15 protein-coding genes are annotated in these 19788 nt (G+C 61.3%); 14 read left to right on the top strand and 1 reads right to left on the bottom strand.

The features are described from left to right. Positions 1 to 110 precede the first annotated feature (110 nt). The 9 genes from EV699_RS14315 to EV699_RS14275 all read left to right on the top strand — a co-directional run bounded on the left by EV699_RS14315 (position 111) and on the right by EV699_RS14275 (position 13571). A complete protein-coding gene (locus tag EV699_RS14315; RefSeq protein WP_132543927.1) occupies positions 111 to 1544 on the top strand; it encodes a pentapeptide repeat-containing protein in 1434 nt (477 codons plus the stop codon). Between the two features lie 2 nt (positions 1545 to 1546). After that, positions 1547 to 2791 carry a glycosyltransferase family 4 protein gene (locus EV699_RS14310; protein ID WP_132543925.1) on the top strand — a complete coding sequence of 415 codons (1245 nt, stop codon included), beginning with the start codon at positions 1547 to 1549 and terminating at the stop codon, positions 2789 to 2791. 250 nt (positions 2792 to 3041) lie between these two features. Further along, positions 3042 to 4298 (top strand): glycosyltransferase family protein, encoded by a 1257-nt coding sequence (locus tag EV699_RS14305; protein ID WP_132543923.1) that lies wholly within the window; start codon positions 3042 to 3044, stop codon positions 4296 to 4298. An 83-nt stretch (positions 4299 to 4381) separates the two neighbouring features. Beyond that, on the top strand, positions 4382 to 5575 hold the full coding sequence (locus EV699_RS14300; RefSeq protein ID WP_243662687.1) for a tetratricopeptide repeat protein: 1194 nt from the start codon (positions 4382 to 4384) through the stop codon (positions 5573 to 5575). 220 nt (positions 5576 to 5795) lie between these two features. Continuing rightward, positions 5796 to 6902 (top strand): hypothetical protein, encoded by a 1107-nt coding sequence (locus tag EV699_RS14295; RefSeq protein ID WP_132543919.1) that lies wholly within the window; start codon positions 5796 to 5798, stop codon positions 6900 to 6902. A gap of 45 nt (positions 6903 to 6947) precedes the next feature. Continuing rightward, complete coding sequence (locus EV699_RS14290) at positions 6948 to 9638, top strand: polysaccharide deacetylase family protein (protein WP_132543917.1); 2691 nt, start codon at positions 6948 to 6950, stop codon at positions 9636 to 9638. Between the two features lie 10 nt (positions 9639 to 9648). Continuing rightward, positions 9649 to 9897, top strand: a complete 249-nt coding sequence (locus EV699_RS14285) for a hypothetical protein (RefSeq protein ID WP_132543915.1) — start codon at positions 9649 to 9651, stop codon at positions 9895 to 9897. 364 nt (positions 9898 to 10261) lie between these two features. Then, complete coding sequence (locus EV699_RS14280) at positions 10262 to 12310, top strand: capsular polysaccharide biosynthesis protein (protein ID WP_165904152.1); 2049 nt, start codon at positions 10262 to 10264, stop codon at positions 12308 to 12310. Continuing rightward, positions 12303 to 13571: a capsule biosynthesis protein gene (locus EV699_RS14275; RefSeq protein ID WP_132543910.1), complete on the top strand. Its 1269-nt coding sequence runs from the start codon at positions 12303 to 12305 to the stop codon at positions 13569 to 13571. The genes EV699_RS14280 and EV699_RS14275 overlap by 8 nt, the downstream gene beginning before the upstream one ends. Positions 13572 to 13841: 270 nt before the next feature. Here EV699_RS14275 and EV699_RS14270 read toward each other — a convergent pair whose 3' ends face one another. Continuing rightward, positions 13842 to 14981, bottom strand: coding sequence for a phytanoyl-CoA dioxygenase family protein (locus EV699_RS14270; protein ID WP_132543908.1), 1140 nt, complete (start codon positions 14979 to 14981; stop codon positions 13842 to 13844). A 251-nt stretch (positions 14982 to 15232) separates the two neighbouring features. On the opposite strand from EV699_RS14270, the gene htpG reads away from it, so the two are divergent. From htpG to EV699_RS14245, 5 genes are all read left to right on the top strand, one after another. Continuing rightward, entirely contained in the window at positions 15233 to 17155 is a 1923-nt protein-coding gene (gene htpG / locus EV699_RS14265; protein WP_132543906.1) for a molecular chaperone HtpG, read from the top strand. A 159-nt stretch (positions 17156 to 17314) separates the two neighbouring features. Next, positions 17315 to 17743: a CBS domain-containing protein gene (locus EV699_RS14260; protein WP_132543904.1), complete on the top strand. Its 429-nt coding sequence runs from the start codon at positions 17315 to 17317 to the stop codon at positions 17741 to 17743. A gap of 87 nt (positions 17744 to 17830) precedes the next feature. Further along, positions 17831 to 18277, top strand: a complete 447-nt coding sequence (locus tag EV699_RS14255) for a YcgN family cysteine cluster protein (RefSeq protein WP_132543902.1) — start codon at positions 17831 to 17833, stop codon at positions 18275 to 18277. Beyond that, positions 18274 to 18969 (top strand): MBL fold metallo-hydrolase, encoded by a 696-nt coding sequence (locus EV699_RS14250; RefSeq protein ID WP_132543899.1) that lies wholly within the window; start codon positions 18274 to 18276, stop codon positions 18967 to 18969. The genes EV699_RS14255 and EV699_RS14250 overlap by 4 nt, the downstream gene beginning before the upstream one ends. Before the next feature lie 4 nt (positions 18970 to 18973). Beyond that, complete coding sequence (locus EV699_RS14245) at positions 18974 to 19780, top strand: class II glutamine amidotransferase (protein ID WP_132543897.1); 807 nt, start codon at positions 18974 to 18976, stop codon at positions 19778 to 19780. Positions 19781 to 19788: the final 8 nt, after the last annotated feature.

Genomic DNA, 19788 nt, shown 5'->3' with positions numbered 1-19788 from the left:
GGCGGAGCGATTTCTGGCCGTGTCGGTCAGATATAGGTGACGTCTTCTAAAACGTGCGGCTTTCGGATCGACGACAACAGCCGATCAGCCTGACACCCAGTACCGAGATCATGATGCAGCAGGAAATTGACAGAATTCTCGATCAACATGCCCAGTGGCTTGCCTCCTGTCGGGCCGAGGGCCGGCAAGCCATTCTGAGCAATTATGACCTGCGCTTTGCTAACCTCGCCGGGCGTGATCTTCGCGAGGCAGTACTGATCGGTACCAATCTCGAACGCTCCAATCTGCAGTCAACCCGTCTGGCCGGCGCTGACATGACCAGATGCAATCTGGCCTACGCCGAATTGCAAAGTGCAGACCTTGAAGGTGCCAACCTCGCGGGGGCGACGATTGAGGGAGCGGATCTGACCGGTGCGCGTCTGGATCACTGCATCCTTGAGGGGGTCAACTTTGAGTCGTCAATACTGAGAACTGCTTCCCTGACCAGCGTAAATGCAAGGAAAGCCCGATTCTCCAGGGCCAACATGGCCTCGGCCGTACTTGATGCCGGCTGGTTCGACGGGGCTATCTTTCATTCGACGGATTTGACGCAGGCATCTTTGCAGAACGTCCAGATGAAAGGTGCTGCGCTCAGGCGGGCCATATTGAGCGGGTGCGAGTTAGATGGCGCAAATTTCAGGGATGCTGATCTGACTGATGCGATATTGGTCGGCGCCATAACCGAAGGGGCAACTTTCGAGGGCGCGCGAGGTTCGAAAAATACGCTGGAGATCGACGACGAGACCGAATCGCAGAGGCACACGGGAAAATCCTTGCAGGCCGCACCAACTGCTATCTCGGTCATGCGCAACGATCGTCTTCATGCGCTGCTGCGTATGGCCGATCAACTGAAGAGCGTGCTGCGAAAATCCTCGGCCGACAGCAACCTAGTAGTGGCTGGCAATCAGGAGGCGCAGTCGTCTGCAGTTGAATACGGGCGGTTGGTGGAGCAACTTCGAGAGGTCGAGGCACAGATCAAGATCACTCAGAGTGAGGTTCGCAGGGAGCAGGAGCGCGTCGAAAAGATCCAACAGGAGATCAAAGTCCGCGTCGACAATGCGGCCGATGCCCTGAGGAATGCTCTGAGCGCTACCAATCGAATCATCCGAGTGCAACGATGGTGGTCGTTGCTCTATCGAGTAGCGGCCCTGCTATCGGTTATCTGTGGCCTCTCGATCGCTGGATTGTTTGCTTGGAAGATCAGCGTCGCGCCGACCGAGTGGGAGTCCCATGCTGCTTGGCTCGCCCTGATCGTCGTGCTCATCCTGATCACCGCACTCTCCATCTGGGGCGACGCGCGTGCAACCATCGCTCTCAGAACTGCGATCGCCCGTAAGGAGCGGGCTGACGACATGATAGCGTTGCTCAACGCGTCGCAGTTTGTGTCGCTTGACATCGACAGTAGCCGCGAGAACGTCGAGAGGACTTTCGCCGAGATCCGTCGCGTGGTGCTGGCATCCGTCAGTGGCCCCAGTCTACAGACCTCGGGCGGTGAGGGAGCGTGATCATGACAAGAATTGCTATCATTGTTTCCAATCCTTGCGTGAGCGATGCCCGCGTCATCAAGATGGCCTTGGCTGCATCAAATGCCGGTCATGAAGTGCATGTGTTCGGTACGTTGTCGGTCGATACGCCGTCGTTCGATAATCAGAGTTCAATCATTTACCACCGTCTTGAATGGCGCCCAGCCCAATTATTGCTGGAAGCTTTTCCGCTCAGTCTGCTGAATCGCCGGATCCTCCGGCCGATAGGTGCATTCATTGCCAAGCGGTTCACGCCATTTGTCAAATATTCGTTGTTCAGTCGGGTGTTCGCCAAGCACGTGGTGGCAGTTAGGCCCGATATTATTCACGCCCATGATCTTATCTGCCTGCAGACGGCGCATGATGCCGCGCGCGAATGCGGCGCGCAGGTCGTCTACGACGCGCATGAGTTGGAGGTTCATCGCAATCCACCTCTGCCGTTTCTGCAGAAGCGCTGGGTGGCACACGTCGAAGCAAAGTACGGACGTCGTGCTGCAGCAGTGAACACGGTCGGGCGTAAGGTCGGTGAAGAACTGGGTGCACATCTAGGGCGTGAGGATATCAACATCATCTACAACTCACCGCTCATTAGGCCATGCTCCAGGCACATTCGTACGGAAATCGGAATTGGGCCTGAGACACCGCTCTTTATCTACGTCGGCAAGGTCACTCAGGGGCGTGGAGTCGGCGATATGCTGGCGCTATTGCCAAAATTGAAAGGCGTGATCTTTGCCACTGTCGGACCATGCGACGAAAAGACGCGAACGTTGCTGCGCCGCCAAGCGGAGAAGCTCGAAGTTGCGGGGCGCTTCCGAATTATGCCTCCGGTCCCGTTTGATCAGGTTGTTGATTATATCCGTGGTGCGGACATCGGTATCATCTCGGTGGAGCCGGTTACGCTTTCCTATCGGTATTGTATGCCGAACAAGTTGTTCGAGATGTCGTTTGCGAACGTGCCGATCATTTCTAATGAACTCGACGAAATACGTGAATTTCTCATCGAAAATGGTAACGGCGAAATTGTCGATTTCGAAGACAAGGCGGCCTTGGTCTACTGCATTTCGAGAATGCTCAGAGAGAAGGCTCGACTGTGCATGGACGAGCAACGGATGCATGCGTTGTCCGAGAGGTATTCTTGGGAAACACAGTCCAATCGTCTTCTCGATATCTATTCGAGACTGACACGACAGCCGCAGCGAATGTATGCAGAGACCCCTGTTCATCCATGAGTGTCGAAAACCTCGTTTGTCGATTCATGAAACTGAAGCGGTATGCGATCCAGTCGATCGTTTAACGGGTGCGTCATCGACTGTGATGACTCAATGGGGATTACAGACATTCCGAGGAGTCGCAGTTCATTTCAACCGACCTCGGCATTCCGCCCGCTTGGTGGTTGCTGACATGCGCAATGATCGATGGGCGGTGTGATCAGAGGAGGCGTTGGTTTCGTGTCATTGTTTAGAATGCGGGTGATGTCGCTTGAGTGATGCGGCGATCGAGGAAATGCTCGATGTGCTCGTCCTGACAACTGAGCCGATCAAGCATGACAGGCGTGTTCGCGCGCAGATCGCTGAGTTGGAGGCGCGCGGACTGTCCGTGGATGCCGTGGAAATACCGGTGACTGCCGCTCCCCGCATAGACGTGAGGGTCGTTGTGCGGGCTTTCGCTTGTGTGCTCCGCACTTTCTGCCGAGCGTTCGCAGGGCTGCCGCAGTTGTACAGGTTCTGCCACGAATATCGACTCGGTGAATATCCGACGACACGTATCCCACTGTTCGGGTGCTTTGCCAGGGATGTTTGGAATCCGTTGGTAAATGGCATCATGCATGAACGTCGTGTAGCGAGGGAGCGCAAGCATGCACTGATTATCGCGAATGATCTGCAGGCCCTCATTTATGCCATGGGCTGCACTCGAAACACTACGCCAATTATCTATGACAGCCATGAGTTCAATCTGCATCGACGCCGAAAGAATGCCTGGATTCGGATTTTCTGGATATATGCATTCGAATCGTGTGGCGTTTTACGTAGTTCGCTGACCATCGTTGTTGGTGAAGGGGTGCGCGACGCCCTGGCCAAACTGTATGGCAATATTCCACTGGAGGTAATGCCCAACGCGTTCTACGTACGATCCGGAGTCGTGCAGGATTCCATCCCCACGCTGCAGCATGGAGTGCACCTTGTTTACGTTGGTGCCTGTGTGTCTGGAAGGTCACTTGATCTGCTGCTGGAACTGCTCGGAATGAATGTCGGAATTACTGCGTCACTGTTTATCATCGGCAAGGTCGGGGCAGAGTACGAAGGGCGTCTTTCATCACCGAATCTACGTGCATATTACGGCCAAGATTACGCAGGGCGACTGTGCGAGGTGGTATCCGAACATCCATGCGTATTCTCGTGGTGCGTGATAGAAGATGTGTGTTTGAGCTATAGATTGGCATCGCCCAATAAATATTATCAGTCGATTGCACTCGGTATCCCCGTTCTGGTCAACAGCGATCAGTGGCTGTCAGGGGTGGTGGAGCGTGACGGTAACGGATTGGTGATTCCCGCGGAACTGACACGAAAACCTGCGCAGTTGGCACGCTGGATGGTGCAGCGAGCGGTTGATGGCGAATATCCGTGTATCAGATCCAAAGCTCAAGAGATGCAGGGACAATACAGAACTTATCCGGAGTATTTCGCCAGTATCGCGAAGGGTTTTCATTGTCGGGTAAGTATCAAGAACGGAGGGTGACTGCACAGTCAGTGTGTGGCATGGTTTCAGGGTGGCAGGAGGATGACATGTATGATGATTGTATGCGGCGAGAATCATGAGTGATGACTGTCGCTACTTGTGCGGTGTTGAAAAAACTTGATGCCGAAGTAAGAGCATTGGTTGCCGCTGGCGCTTGGACAGAGGTCGCGGCCACCCTTAAATCGGTACCCGCCGATGCGCAGGTGCCAGTGAGCCTCGCTGCCAATGCCTACAAGGCTCATATGGCACTCGGACAAGAAGTGGTCGCTGAAGAATGGCTCGACCGAGCGTTAATTCTTGCGCCTGCAAATCCGGGTTTTTGCCGTAACAAGGGCATGCTGCATCAAAAGCGCCAAGAATGGAATCAGGCTATCGAGTGCTATCGCAAGGCTGTTGCACTACGACCAGAGTTGGCGGCATATCACGGAGCGCTTGCAGTTGCGCTTTTCCAGCGTGGCGACTATCGGGAGGCTGTAACGGAGTTTCGTATTGCCCTGCAGACGGATGCGGGGCAGCGTGGCTGGTGGCTGCGTTTGGCGCGATCGCTGGTGCTTCTGAATGAATTGTCTGAGGCCGCCGAAGCTTACAGTCGCGCTCTGGTTTTACAGGAAGACTTTGCAGTGCGTAGTGCCCATGCAGAGGTGCTGAGGCAGATTCAAAGCGGTTCGCGGGTTGCATCGTCAGCGTACTACGATGCAGTTTTCGCGGAGTCCAAGAAATATGCATGCCCAGCCGAGAGCAGCGAGTACGCACCGGTCTGGCAGCGCATCGTAGATGCACTGGGCAAGCGTGACACCCGTTGTGTTATCGACTTGGGGTGCGGGCCCGGGCAGTTCGCGGAGTTCATCGCTGCCCATTTGCCTACGATCAGTTACACGGGATTGGATTTCAGTGATGTGGCCGTGTCGCGTGCACGGCAACGCTGCCCGCAATACCTGTTCGAGCGGTGTGAACTTCCGGTTGCTGATTTTTCAGAACTACCTCGATTCGACGCAGTGGTATGTACCGAAGTGCTTGAGCATGTGGAGCATGATCGCGAAATCTTCGCAAGCTTACCTGTCGGTGTGTACATTATCGCCTCCGTGCCGAACTTCGACGCATTCGGCCATATCCGTTTTTTCCGTAATGCTGACGAAGTGCGTGGTCGATATGGCAGTTTGGTCGACGAATTAGAAATTGAGCGTATCAGCCTCGCTGGCAGCAGCGTATTGTGGCTCATGAAAGGGACGAGATCAGCGCAGGATGCGGGCGATGATGGATTCATGGCAGATCGCTGAGTAATTGCATTTATTGGCTTGAGCGGCACCGGTTGTGACAGTTGCAGTTGGTTAATTTTGTAATTGCTGGTTTTTTCGAAAGAAATGTTGTTTCGGGTGGTTTGTGTATTGCTGTTTTTAAGGCTGATCGGCATCTGGATTTAAATGATGCTACAAGCGAAAAAGTTAGTAAGTTTGCGCTCTTGATACAGTGAGCGCTGCCATACGCAGGAAAATGTTCATGAAGAACAGGCTTGTTATTGCCAGCCTTGTGCTGACGATGTCCAGTTTTTCTTGGCCCGCAATGGCGGCCCCGAGGGGCGATCTGGCGCACGCGACCGCCGACCTCAGTAGCGCGACACAAGCTAAGGTGTCGGCCGCTGTCGATGGCTTCATGCGTGCTGTGATGAAACCCGAGCGCTCGGCTAATGATCTTGGCTGGGACTGCTTGGCGGCTGCTGCCCTTGCGGATTTGGGGATTAAGGAGGCAGGCAGCCGACTAGCCGACATTGCGGACGAGATGCTTCGCGATGCAGTGCGCTCCACGCGGACAGGCAGGCCGATCGGTTGGTCGTCGGCGAGCAGTGATCGATCCTGTGTGAGCGGCGAATCAATTGCCGGTAGTAAGCCTGCGTGCGAAGGACCGACCACAGTCTACGCATTCCAATCCGGGCTTGGTATCGCCTGCATGGCGAGGGCGGGCGAACTGATGCAGCGTTCCGACCTGCTCGCGGCTGGCAGAGAAGTCATGCTGTATTGGAGCAAATTGCGTCTCGAGAGGGTGCCCTGTAAGGAATGCATTTACTTCGCGACTAGCGATAGCGTCGCGGATGCCAATCGTTACATTCGCAATATGAACATTTTTGTGGCCTTCGGGGCAGCACAACTCGGCAAAGCGACACATGACGACACTTTGATAAAGATTGCGTTGGATAGCGTTCGTTCTGATATCTGGGAACGCGATAATGGTAATCGTGGTTATCTCGGAAAATTGGACCCACAGTGGACATCACATGCTGGCGAGGCCGAGCGCATCGAGAATCACTCCGCTTCGGTCGCACTGCTGCTGGCAGAGATCGCCCGCCTGTCGGATGTGCTAGAAGTCAAACAGCAGGCCTTGTCGGTCTGGCGCGACTGGGCGACTTGCGACAACAAACGTTGCCAGACCACTGGCTGCAAGTACTGGGCAGGCGACCCGAGCCGATGTCAGTCCTCGGCTACTTCTGCGCATTGCGCATTCAGATCAAGGGATAGTTTTGCCAAGTTTCAGTGTGAGAAATTCCTAGAATTGGTGCCGTCGCTGAATGCATACGGTATCTTGGCGGTATTGCAGCCGTCGTTACGATAAAAGAACTGGCCGATCCTGGCTGGATTCTGCGAGGAATTTGACATCATGATGAATGCGAACGACCTGTACATGGATGGACGCGCAAAAGTCGCTTCATATCGGATGTTCTTGGAGGTTTTGCTCGAGACGGGTTTGCCTTCTCTTACGCACAAGGATGCATGGAAACGGCAAGGTGCTGCAGATACGTACTGCTGCGTGCGTCATGATGTCGATCATAAACTGGAAGTTGCATTGCAAATGGCGCGTATTGAGCACGAACTCGGGGTGCGTGCGACGTATTTTCTGTTGCCCCCAGGGGACTACGGTTGTGATGAGAATTATTATGGTTCCATCGTAGGGCAATACATCCGGCAAAACGATAGACTGCGTGAAGTGGCTCAGGAGATCGCTGGATTAGGCCACGAGATAGGGTTGCACAATGATTTTTTACAATTAAGTCGCAAGTTGCGACGTGTAATTCCAGATGTGATTGCCGAGCAGATTACGTATTTCCGTGGTGCGCAAATTCCGATATCGGGATCGGCATCACACGGATCCCGGTTCGCACGCACACATCAATTAAGCAACTACGAGATATTCACGGAATGCCTGCGAACCAAGAGTGTGCCGCGCGATATCACTTTCGAAGAAGGGGATGCGTTTTCCCTGTTCAGTGTGCGAATGCAGGATTTGGGGCTAGAGTACGAAGCTTATTCGTTGAAGCGCGATATTTATATTTCGGATGTGGGTTCACGGATGATCGTGTGTGGGGAGCATTTCGATACCTTCGTGCCAACGATATTCAGTGATCTTCTCGGCTCAGCTAGAAAGATCATCGCATTGATCCATCCGGATTGGTGGAAGGCACTGGATGGCCAGGGTTCGCCGAAATTCATAGCAGCTCCGGTTGCGGGTTTGGCGGTTCCGCAGAACGCTGTGGAGACCGCTCCTGCCGAGATGTCGATTGTGGATTCACCAACGCCGAGGTTCATGCGGGCGGACGGCAAGCCGTTTCGTATCGCGGTGCGTGGTGACTGTTGTTCGCGACGTGCAATCGTTCTGAACAAGCAGTTGTTCCCGCGAGGGGTGGAGTTGATTATCAACGAAAAATCTCCTTCGGCATGTTTCGTCGATGCATTGCGAGGCGTGCTCTCGAGTCGGCAGCGCGGTCTAGAGTTGTCTGACGTCGCAACTATGCCGGCTACGCTGAAACATTATTATGTTGGGCAGTTCGAGCGCTCGGTACTGGATGCTGAAAACATCGATTTGCTGTTGATCGATACCTACGCAGACATGAACTTTGAGTTGTGGCGACACCGAAGTGAGGGCTGGTCGCTGTGGATCCATCCGAAGTTTGTGCGTCGACGCGAGGAGTTGACTGAGCAATTCGAGAGCATTGGCTGGATGTCGTTGACCGAATCTGTGGAAGCGACCTGCCGAATCATCGACCATGTTCGGTTAAAGAATCCGGACGTGCCTGTTGTCATCCTGAATCAGCCAGTCGAATATTATCCTAAGCTCGACAAACGGCGTGAATACTACCGATTGGGTGAACTGGTCGCGGCAGAGAGAAATGGCGTGTATTTCGCGGCGCCGCTGGCAAAGGACGATCTTGATCCGGCCGATGTGGGGTCGTGCGGCCCTGGGTTGACTCTGCACTTCACGGGGGCAACCTATCTGAAGATGCTTGAGAACGCTTGGCAGCGCGGTTTGCGTCGGCACTTGGTGCGGCGAGAGACAGGCGACCCATCGGCTGCCACATCGGTGGTTCTGGCTGGAAGGGATGTGCAGCCGAATGCAGGCACGGTAGCGCGGTTAGCCGTGAAGTCGCCAACGACACCAGCCAAGGGAGCAGAGATTACTTCCAGGGTTACCGTTGGCGGCGCGTTGGAGTTGACGTCGACAACAGCAGCGGTGGTGGATATTCCGCGCGTCACTGTCAGTTACAGGCAAGACAGTCCGGAGTGCGTGCCCGCCTGTAGTGCCTCGGTCGATGCAGCGTTCAGGTCTTTTGCTCAGTACTTCACGCATCCTGAGATTGCAGCGACCAATGTGGTTCCTCGCTTTACGCCCATGCTCATCGCAACAGGTGATGTGGCGAGCTTTACGGCTTGGGAGGCACATATCCGCAAGAGTTTCAGCAAGGGCGAGCGCTTGCGAGAGAAGCGCAAGGCGATTTCGCAGGGCTATTACGTGAAGCAGTACGCTTCGCGTTTATTCATTCCGGACATTTGCGATATAAATCACTCGAAGCCCGAGCGGTCGGGGGGAGCAATGCGCGGTGCCTATCTGCGCAGTGTGGAGGAAATGGGCGGGGCGCCCAAAGTTCGTTACGAGGTGAAAAGACCAGCCTGTCCGTACCACTGGGGTCTGACCTTTGGCACTTTCATCAGTGATCCGGGGCACATGCAGGGTTCGGTTCAAGTCGATGAACGCTTGGTCGCGTATATCTCACTTAGACGAATCGGTGATCTTGTTATCTATTCGCAGATACTCGGTCACGGTGATCACCTGAAGCAGGGCGTTCTAGTTCTGTTACACCATGAGGTGATCCAGTGGGTATCGGAGCAGCGTGATGATCTCACCCGAGGCTTGCGCTTCATCATGTACGGTGGCGCGCAGAATGGTGGGGAGTTTCTGTTTAATTGGAAACGTCGTTCCGGCTTCACTCCGCACATGGTTTCGGCTTTTCGCGGCCTCGCGGATACAGAGGCTGGTGGCAGTAGAGCAACTGCTGGTTTGCTGGTTTCTGAGTGAGGGAGCGCACATGCTTGATACCGTATGTGGTGCCGGGCGATGGCTCTCTGGGTTGACAAAACGCTGGTTGAACAAGGGCGGGTCGGAACAACAGATCGGGAGACTCCAGCGACGGGTCGAGTACCTGGAGTCAAAACTGGCTGATTGCAAGCAGCGCAACACGGATTTGGTGCAACAACTTGCACAGCAGCGCGAGAAGACCCGTCAACTTTATTTGCGCACAAAAGAGTATGCGGCACGCCTCAACGTGAAAGGCTGAAGAGCGTTGGCATCGTAATCCGCGTGCTTGTCGAGGCCGTGGACAAGCGACATCTGGCCTACCATACCTGCACCGGGTATTCCAAACTCCCTTGAATTGGAGTTAATGATGATCGCGTGGAAGAGACGAGGACGAGAGATGTCAACGTTGTGGCAATGATGCGCCCCCAGCCAATTTTCTCGGCGTCGCGTGGTACTTGTCGCTCATGCGGCGGCACGCCACTGGCAACGATGGGTGGGGCGCACCCTGATGTCGTCTCTTCGATGTGTGATGTTCGAAGTATTGGCAGTGAATGGAGCAGAGTGGAAGCCTGCTGCGAGTTATTGGGGAGGGTGGGGCGGCTTGCCTGTCGGCGGGCTGCGGCATGAGTGCGATTGGTGTATTCGGGCTCCGTCTGTGGTGGCAGGGGCTGATTGGGCGTTTTTTAGGAGGAGCGACCAAGTTCGGACCAATCAGTCGTACTGCTTCTGTGAAAGCCGCGGCAGGCTGGGGGCGCAAACCCAGCGGTGAGCGCGCTGCGCGTTTTGCCGAGCGCAATGGTGTGCCATGCCTGTGGCTGGAAGACGGTTTCCTGCGCTCGGTCGGGCTGGGGCGGCAGGGGGCGGCGCCGCTGTCGCTGGTGGTCGACGAGGTCGGCATCTATTTCGATGCGACGCGGCCGTCGCGGCTCGAGCAATTGCTGAACGGTGAGGCATTCGCACCGGAATTGCTGGTTCGGGCCGCGCGGGTGATGCGCTCGATCGTCGATAACAACCTGAGCAAATACAACCATGCCCCCGATGCGCCGCCCGGGCTGTTGCCGGACAGCGGTCGCAAGCGCGTGCTGGTGATCGACCAGACCGCGCACGACGATTCGATCCGCTACGGCCTGGCGAGCGCGGCGAGCTTTGGCGAGATGCTCGGTGCCGCGTGCCGTGAGCACCCCGGCGCGGATATCTACATCAAAACCCACCCCGATGTGATCGCGGGCAAGAAGGCGAGCTGTCTGTCGGCCGAACGCGGACGAGCAGGGGTGCGCTGGATAAGCGAGGATGTGAGCCCACTTTCGCTGCTGCGCCAGGTGGACCACGTCTATGCGGTGACCTCGCAGATGGGGTTCGAGGCGCTGCTGCTCGACAAACCGGTGACGTGTTTCGGCATGCCGTTCTATGCCGGCTGGGGGGTGACTGACGACCGCATGCAGTGCCCGCGGCGAACGCGCGTGCGCAGCGTGCTCGATATCTTCGCCGCGGCCTATCTCCTGTATCCGCGCTATGTCGACCCGGCGAGCGGGCAGCGCTGCGAGATCGAGCGTGTGATCGAGCACCTGGCGCTGCAGCGACAGTACGTCAACGCCAACCGTGGACGGTTGTTCTGCTTCGGCTTCACGCCCTGGAAGCGCGGTTACGTGCGCGGGTTCCTGAAGGCGCCGGGCAACGCGGTGCATTTCGTTCGCAGCGTGCGTCATGCGCGCCGGCTCGGCATCCGGCACGGCGACCGCATGCTCGTATGGGGTTTCCGCGAGGTGCCCGGCCTGCAGGCACTCGCTGACGGGCTCGGTATCCACCCCGAGCGGGTCGAGGACGGCTTCATCCGTTCGGTAGGGCTGGGTTCGGATTTCATCCGACCGCTGTCGCTGGTGGTCGACCGCCGTGGCATCTACTTCGATCCGCGCCAACCGAGCGACCTGGAGCACATCCTGCAACATGCGGCATTTTCGCCACAGGATCTCGCCCGTGGAGCGGCATTGCGGCAACGGCTGCTCGAACAGGGGGTCAGCAAGTACAATGCCGCGTTTCGCGGGGGGAGCCTGCCCGCATTGCCAGCCGGTCGCCGCGTGGTGCTGGTGCCGGGACAGGTGGAGGATGACGCCTCGATCCGCCTCGGCTGCGTCGACGTGCGCACCAATGAAGCACTCCTGCGCGCGGCGCGCGGCGCACTGCCGCAGGCGTTCCTGATCTACAAACCGCACCCCGACGTGCTCAGCGGTAACCGCAGCGGACAGGTGTCGGTGCAGACGCTGGCCGGACTGTGCGATGCGGTGGTGACGGATGCGCCGCTGGCCGATTGTCTGGCGCTGGCCGACGAGGTGCACACGATGACGTCGCTGGTCGGCTTCGAGGCACTGCTGCGCGGCAGACGCGTCGTGGTATATGGCTTGCCGTTCTACGCTGGTTGGGGTCTGACCGACGACCGGCACCGGCTGGCGCGGCGCAACCGCCGGCTGACGCTGGATGAGCTGGTCGCGGGGGTGCTGCTGCACTACCCGCGCTATTACGACTATCGTATGCGGGCGTTCATGACGGCTGAAGCCGCGGTGGACGCCATCATCGAGGACAGAGGCAAGGCCGCGGCGCAGGGTTTCGGCGCGCCGTGGTGGGTTCGTCAGCAGCGCAAGTTGGTGAACCTCTGGAGAGGACTGACGCATGGCTGATGTGCTGTTGCTACAAGGACCGATCGGCCCGTTCTTCCGACGCTTCGCCCGCCTGCTGCGCGCGCAGGGACACCGGGTGCGGAAGATCAACTTCAACGCCGGCGACTGGCTGTTCTACCCCGGACCCGGTGCGCTGGCCTACCGGGGCGGGGTCGATGCCTGGCCCGATTTCCTGGCCGGGTTCCTGCGCCGGCACGGAATCGAGCGCATCTATCTGTTCGGTGACTGCCGGCCGATGCACCGTTGCGTGCCGCAGGTGGCGGGGCCGCTCGGCGTGCGGGTGTTCGTATTCGAGGAGGGCTACGTGCGCCCCGACTACGTGACGCTCGAGGAGTGGGGCGTCAACGGCCATTCGCGACTGCCGCGCGACCCGGCGTTCTACCGCGCCCTGCCCGACGCGCCGCTGCCGATGCCGGAGCCGGTCGGGCAGACCTTCGGGCGGATGGCGTGCCACGCGATGGCCTACGTCGCGGCGCTGCGCTGGCTGCGGCCTTTCTTCCCCGGCTATGCGCACCATCGGCCGTTCAAGGTGCGCGGGGAGGTGGGGGTCTGGCTCAGGGCGTGGTGGCGGAAGCGACGCTTCGCCCGCGAGCAGGCGTCGCTTTTGCCGCGCGTCGCGTGTGAACTCGACCAGCGCTACTTCCTGGTGGCGCTGCAGACGCACACCGATGCGCAGATCGTCGACCATTCACGGTTCGTTTCGGTGACCGAGTTCATCGCCCAGGTGCTCGAGTCGTTCGCGCGCGCGGCACCGGCCGATACCAGCCTCGTGTTCAAGCACCATCCACTCGATCGCGGTTACACCCATTACGGCGAGCTGCTGGCGCGACTTGCCCGCGAGCACGGGCTCGCGGGGAGGGTGTTCTACGTCCACGATCTGCACCTGCCGACGCTGATTCGCCACGCGCGTGGTGCGGTGATGGTCAACAGCACCGTCGGCATGTCGGTGCTGTACCACCGCGTGCCGTTGAAAGTGCTAGGGCGGGCGATCTACGACATGCCAGGTCTGACTTTTCAGGGGGCTTTGGAAGACTTCTGGCGTGAGCCGGGCGCCGTCGACATGAAGCTTTATCACCGCTTTCGGACCTACCTGATCCGCCATACGCAAGTCAACGGCAGCTTTTATAAGCGTTTGAGCGAAGTCGATTGGATGCGGGTCTGTCGCTGCGAGGCCCGCGAAGATGTGCAGGGTGCTCCCGGCGTGGCAGTGGCAAGGCCTGCAGGCCGTCACCCGCCGGCCGTAGAAGCATCGCTTGTCTGACGTGCGCGGGCCTGCGGATTCCGTCTTTCAAGGCGCGATGGCGGCATCGGGCCTTGTGAAGACGTGAACGATCGATGTGCGGCACCCCCCGTTACCCCGTGCCTGACGGGGCTCGGCGCGGGTGCCTGGGGTGGCCGCGGACCAGATCGGGTGCCGGCCGCTGGTCCGGATCGTCACCGGGGGCACGACAACGCTGTGCCGCCGGTTGATGTCGCGGATGCCGGTTTTGGGCATCCGGCGGATGCCTCGCCTGCGGTTTATCGTCGTGACTCAATCATCTGCCGGCGACACGCCGCTGGCGGCAGCGCTCGGTGCTCGGGCCTCGCGGGCTTCTGTTCCCAAAGGATCGACGGCCCGCGCGGTGGGGGTCATTCCAGCGCAGGGGGCATCCGGACACAGGGAACCGGCGCGTCGCCAGGGGTTGCGGCGTCCTCCCAGCTGCTCCCGAAGATCGAGCAGGCGCCACAACCAGGGGATGCGCCGCACCGCCAGCGGCGGCCACGACAAGGGGGCAAGGCCTGTCCACGGCAAGAAGGGATTGCGACGGCCATAGGCCCACAGTTCGATGCGGATGCAGGGGTGTGTGCTGGGGCCCCGGGCGTGGAAACCGAAAGTGTCGGCGATCACCAGCGTGTTCGCCGGTACGGCAAAGCATCGTGGTTCGCCCAGGCCGAGCGCAGCCAGTTCGTGGCGTTCAATGCGAAACGAGCCGGAAGCCGAGTACTTGTCCCGCAGACTGGCGGCTTCGAGGCTACGTCGTCGCTCCCAGGCGAGCCGGGCCGGGGTGAGGATGTGTGACCCGGGGACATAGACGAAGGGGCCACCGTCTTCGGCGACATCGGTCAGGAATAACCACGCTTTCACGGAGGGGTGAAAGGTGTCGGCGTGGAGCTGTGTCTGCGGGTCGGGGGCGCCAGCGCGGACGTGGTTGAGGATCGTCTGGATGTAGACCAGAGGCTCCTGGTCGAACGAGCCTACATAGCGGATCAGTGCGCGCCAGTCGGCATGCTGCAGCACGCGCGCTGCCTCGGGCAGCGCCTTGAGTGTGGCGGCGTCCAGTGCGATCCGCCGCGTCACCGTGTCGCCCTGCACCATCTCGCGGGCTTCGCTTTCATGGCGCAGCAGGGCATCGCGCAGCAGCGCAAACTCGTCCTCTGGCAGAAAGGCAGGGCGGATGATGTATCCGTCACGTTCGAAGGCCTGCCGGTCGCTTGCCGGAATCCGGTCGGCAAGCCGTTCGCGTCGCGCGCGCGCCATCCGGTGAGCGAGGCTGACCCGTGCCGCATGGAGTCCCCAGGCATTGAGGCGGCGCGAACCGATCACGGGGTTGTCGCGAAACGACTTGGCCTGGGTTGCGACCGACAGCAGCCAGAGCGGTGCCAGCAGGGCGCGTAGTGGCGAGAGGTTCATACGCATCCCGGTTGGAGGGGAAGGGGGCAGTATGCCGCGAGCGCGGTATCGGTACGAGTAGCGGCGGCAGGGACACCGGCCGTTCGATCAATCGCGGCGCCATCGCCCAGCGGAGCGGCGCTTCCCCTTTGCGGCGTGTTCAACGGCGCGGCGCGACCTCCCGGCTTGAAATTGGCCGCTCCGTCCCTATCTTCACGGCCGATCACGGGTCGGAGGACCCATTTCGTCACCCTGCCATTCGAGGACCGTCCATGAGCGTCGATACGCACAAGGAAACCCTGGGTTTCCAGGCCGAGGTGAAGCAACTGCTGCACCTGATGATCCACTCGCTGTACTCGAACAAGGAGATCTTCCTGCGCGAGCTGATCTCCAACGCCTCGGACGCCTGCGACAAGCTGCGCTTCGAGGCGCTGACCGACAACGCGCTGTACGAGGATGACGGCGAGCTGAAGATCCATGTCGCGGTCGACCCGGCCGCGCGCACGCTGACGCTGCGCGACAACGGCATCGGCATGAGCCGCCAGGAGGTCATCGACCACATCGGCACCATCGCCAAGTCGGGCACCCGGGCCTTCCTGGAAAAGCTCTCGGGCGATCAGCAGAAGGACGCGAACCTGATCGGCCAGTTCGGCGTGGGCTTCTACTCGGCCTTCATCGTCGCCGACCGCGTCACCCTCACCACCCGCCGCGCCGGGCTCGGGGCCGAACACGGCGTGCGCTGGGAGTCCGAAGGCGCTGGCGAGTACACGCTGGAGAACGTCGAGCACGCGGCGCGCGGTACCGAGGTGGTGCTGCACCTGCGCGAAGGCGAGGACGAGTTCCTGAGCGACTGGAAGCTGCGCTCGATCATCACCAAGTATTCCGATCACATCCAGCTGCCGGTGCTGCTCGCCACCCCCAAGCCCGCCGAGGACGCCGGCGAGGAGGGGGGCGAGGCGGCCGCGCCGCGTGTCGTCGACGAGCAGGTCAACAAGGCCTCGGCGCTGTGGGCCCGGCCCAGGAGCGAGGTCAGCGACGACGAGTACAAGGCCCTGTACAAGCACGTCGCGCACGATTTCGAGGAGCCGCTGGCGTGGACCCACAACCGCGTCGAGGGCAAGTACGAGTACACCTCGCTGCTCTACATCCCCGCACGGGCGCCGTTCGACCTCTGGGACCGCGATTCGCGCCACGGCGTGAAGCTCTACGTGCAGCGCGTGTTCATCATGGACGACGCCGAGCACCTGATGCCGCGCTACCTGCGCTTCGTCCGCGGCGTGATCGACTCCAACGACCTGCCGCTGAACGTGTCGCGTGAACTGCTGCAGGGCAGCAAGGTGATCGACGGCATCCGCTCCGGCTCGGTCAAGAAGGTGCTGGGGCTGCTCGAAGACCTGGCGAAGAACGAGCCCGCCAGGTACACCGAGTTCTGGCAGTCGTTCGGACGCGTGCTCAAGGAAGGGCCGGGTGAGGACTGGGCGAACCGCGAGCCGCTCGCGCGCCTGCTGCGCTTCGCCTCGACGCACACGGATGCCGAGGAGCAGAGCGTCGCCCTCGCCGATTACGTGGCGCGGATGAAGCCGGGGCAGGAGAAGATCTACTACGTGACGGCGGACAGCTTCGCCGCGGCGAAGCACAGCCCGCACCTCGAGGTGTTCCGCAAGAAGGGGATCGAGGTGCTGCTGCTCGGCGAGCGCGTCGACGAGTGGCTGATGTCGCACCTGACCGAGTTCGAGGGCAAGCCCTTCGCCTCGGTCGCCAAGGGCGCGCTCGACCTCGGCGGCGTCGAGTCCGAGGCGGAAAAGGCCGAGCACAAGCAGGTCGAGGAGCGCTTCGAGCCGCTGGTGAAGCGGGTGCGCGAGGCGCTCGGCGAGCGCGTCAAGGACGTGCGCATGTCGAGCCGGCTCACCGACTCGCCGGCCTGCCTGGTGGTCGACGAACACGCGATGAGCGCGCACCTCGAACGCCTGCTGAAGGAGGCGGGCCAGAGCCTGCCGGGCAGCAAGCCCACGCTCGAACTCAACCCCGGCCACCCGCTGATCGACCGGCTCGATGCCGAAGCCGACGGCGACCGCTTCGCCGATCTCGCGCAGTTGCTGTTCGAGCAGGCGGTGCTGACCGAAGGGGGCAGCCTCGACGACCCCGCGGCCTTCGTGCGCCGCCTGAACGGCCTGCTGCTCAGCCTCGCCGCGTAGCCGCCCGCCCGCGCGGCCCGTCCCCGGCGACGCCGTCGTCGGGGATGGCCGTGGCCGGTCTGCCACCCCGGTGCTATTGTCCTAGCCCTGCGCCGGCGCAAACCCCGGAGGGTGCGCCGACGTGTGTCGGCCCACTTCGACAATACGGGGGGATTGCCCATGAAGCTCAAGGACCTGCTGGCGCGCAAAGGCGGCAGTACGATCACCGTGTCCGCGGCGGCCTCGATCGCCGAGGCAGTGAAGGTGATGCACGCGAACAAGGTCGGTGCGGTGCTGATACCCGATGCCGGCGGGTGTCCCGTCGGCATCTTCACCGAGCGTGACGTGGTGCGGCTGTACGCCGAGGGCGACGTCGACCTGGCGGCGCTGCGCGTCGAGGAGCGCATGACCTGCAGCGTGGTCGTGGGCAAGCCCGACGACACCGTCGATTCGGTGATGGCGCTGATGACCGAGCGCCGCTTCCGGCATCTGCCGGTGGTCGAGGACGGCAGGCTGCTCGGGCTGGTGTCGATCGGCGACGTGGTCAAGGCCAAGCTCGACGAGGCCGCCAAGGAAGCCGAGACCCTGCGCGAGTACATCAGTTCGTGACCCCGCGGCGCGCGGGCCGCACGCGCACCGGTGCGCGTGTCCGGGCCCGTCGGCGCCCGCCCGTGGTCGCCGCCCGGAGTGTCCCCGATGTCCGCGACGCCTGAAGCACCGTTCTGGAAGACCACGCCGCTCGCGGCGATGAGCCGCGAGGAATGGGAGTCGCTGTGCGACGGCTGCGGCCGCTGCTGTCTGCACAAGCTCGAGGACGCCGACAGCGGTCGCCTGCAGTTCACCAATGTCGCCTGTCGGCTGCTCGATCTCGGCTCCTGCCGCTGCACCCGCTACGCGACGCGCCGCCGCTGGGTGTCCGACTGCGTCCAGCTGACGCCGCAGACGGCCGGCCGCTTCAACTGGCTGCCGTCGACGTGCGCCTACCGCCTGCTGGCCGAGGGCGGCGAGCTGCCGGACTGGCACCCCCTGGTCTGCGGCGATCCCGCGGCGGTGCACCGTGCCGGCGTGTCGGTGCGCGGCCGCGCGATCTCCGAACGCTACGTCCACGATCTCGAAACCCACATCGTCGAATGGCCCGCATGAACCTGCGCTGTTTCACCACCGGCCTGTTCCAGGTCAACGCCTGGCTGCTCGAAGATCCGGCGAGCGGCGCCTGCGCGCTGATCGATACCGGCGAAGGCGAGGAAGTGGCGCGCGCGCTCGCCGCACTGCGGCCGCGCCCGGACCTGCACGCGATCCTGCTCACCCATGGGCATTTCGACCACGCCGGCGGGCTCGTGCCCGTGCAGCAGGCCTTCCCCGTGGCGCGGACCTACCTGCCGGCGCTCGAGCGGCCGCTGTTCGACCTGCTGCCCCGCCAGGGGGCGATGTTCGGCATGCCGCAACTGTCCCGGCCCTGCGGCCGCATCGACGTCGAGGTGCGGGACGGCGATGCGGTCGACGTCGGCGCCCTGCGGCTGCGCTTCATCTCCACGCCCGGCCACACGCCGGGGCAGGGCTGCTGGTACACCGATACCGACATCTTCGTCGGCGACACGCTGTTCGCCGGCTCGGTCGGCCGCACCGATTTCCCGCTCAGCGACCCGCAACTGGCGCAGGCGAGCCTGCTGAAGCTGATGGCCCTGCCCGGCGAACTGGTGGTGCATCCCGGCCACGGCCCCGACACCACGCTCGGCGATGAGCTCGCGGACAACCCCTTCCTGGCCCACGTGCGCCGGGCCCGCGGCCTGCCCGAGCCGCGGCGGGTGGCACCGTTCGGCGGGCGCTGGGGCTGAAGCGATGTGTGAACTGCTCGGCATGAGCGCCAACGTGCCCACCGACATCTGCTTCAGCTTCACCGGGCTGATGCAGCGCGGCGGGCGCACCGGCCCGCACCGTGACGGCTGGGGCATCGCCTTCTACGAGGGGCGCGGTTCGCGCACCTTCCACGACCCGCGCCCGAGCTGCGACTCGGAGATCGCCCGCCTGGTGCAGCGCTACTCGATCAAGAGTCGCATCGTCATCAGCCACATCCGCCGCGCGAACCGCGGGCGCGTGTGCCTGGAGAACACCCATCCGTTCACCCGCGAGCTGTGGGGGCGGCACTGGACCTTCGCGCACAACGGCCAGCTCAAGGGCGTGAAGCGCCTGCCGCTCGGCGCCTACCTGCCGATCGGCAGCACCGACAGCGAGCACGCGTTCTGCTGGCTGCTCGGTCAGGTGCGTGAACGTTTCCCGCGGCTGCCGCGCGAGCCGCGCACGCTCTGGCGTTTCATCGGCGAGCGGGCGCAGGCGCTGCACCGGCTCGGCGTGCTCAACTTCCTGCTCTCCGACAGCCGCCACCTCTACGCGCACTGCAGCACGTCGCTGGCGTGGATCACCCGGCGCGCGCCGTTCGGCGAGGCTCGCCTGTCGGACGCCGACATGACCGTCGACTTCCAGCGCGAGACCACCCCCGACGACGTGGTGACGGTGATCGCCACGCGCCCGCTGACCACCAACGAAAGCTGGAACGTCATGGCACCCGGCGAGCTGGTGGTGTTCGAAGCCGGTGAGGTGTGCGGGCAGGGCGGCAGCGTGGCCGCCGCGGATCGCGCCACCGGCTGACGTCCGGC

Source organism: Plasticicumulans lactativorans (genome assembly GCF_004341245.1).
GTDB classification, from domain to species: domain Bacteria; phylum Pseudomonadota; class Gammaproteobacteria; order Competibacterales; family Competibacteraceae; genus Plasticicumulans_A; species Plasticicumulans_A lactativorans.
Note: the sequence above shows the minus strand (reverse complement) of the source record. Positions and strands in the feature narration are given on the sequence as shown.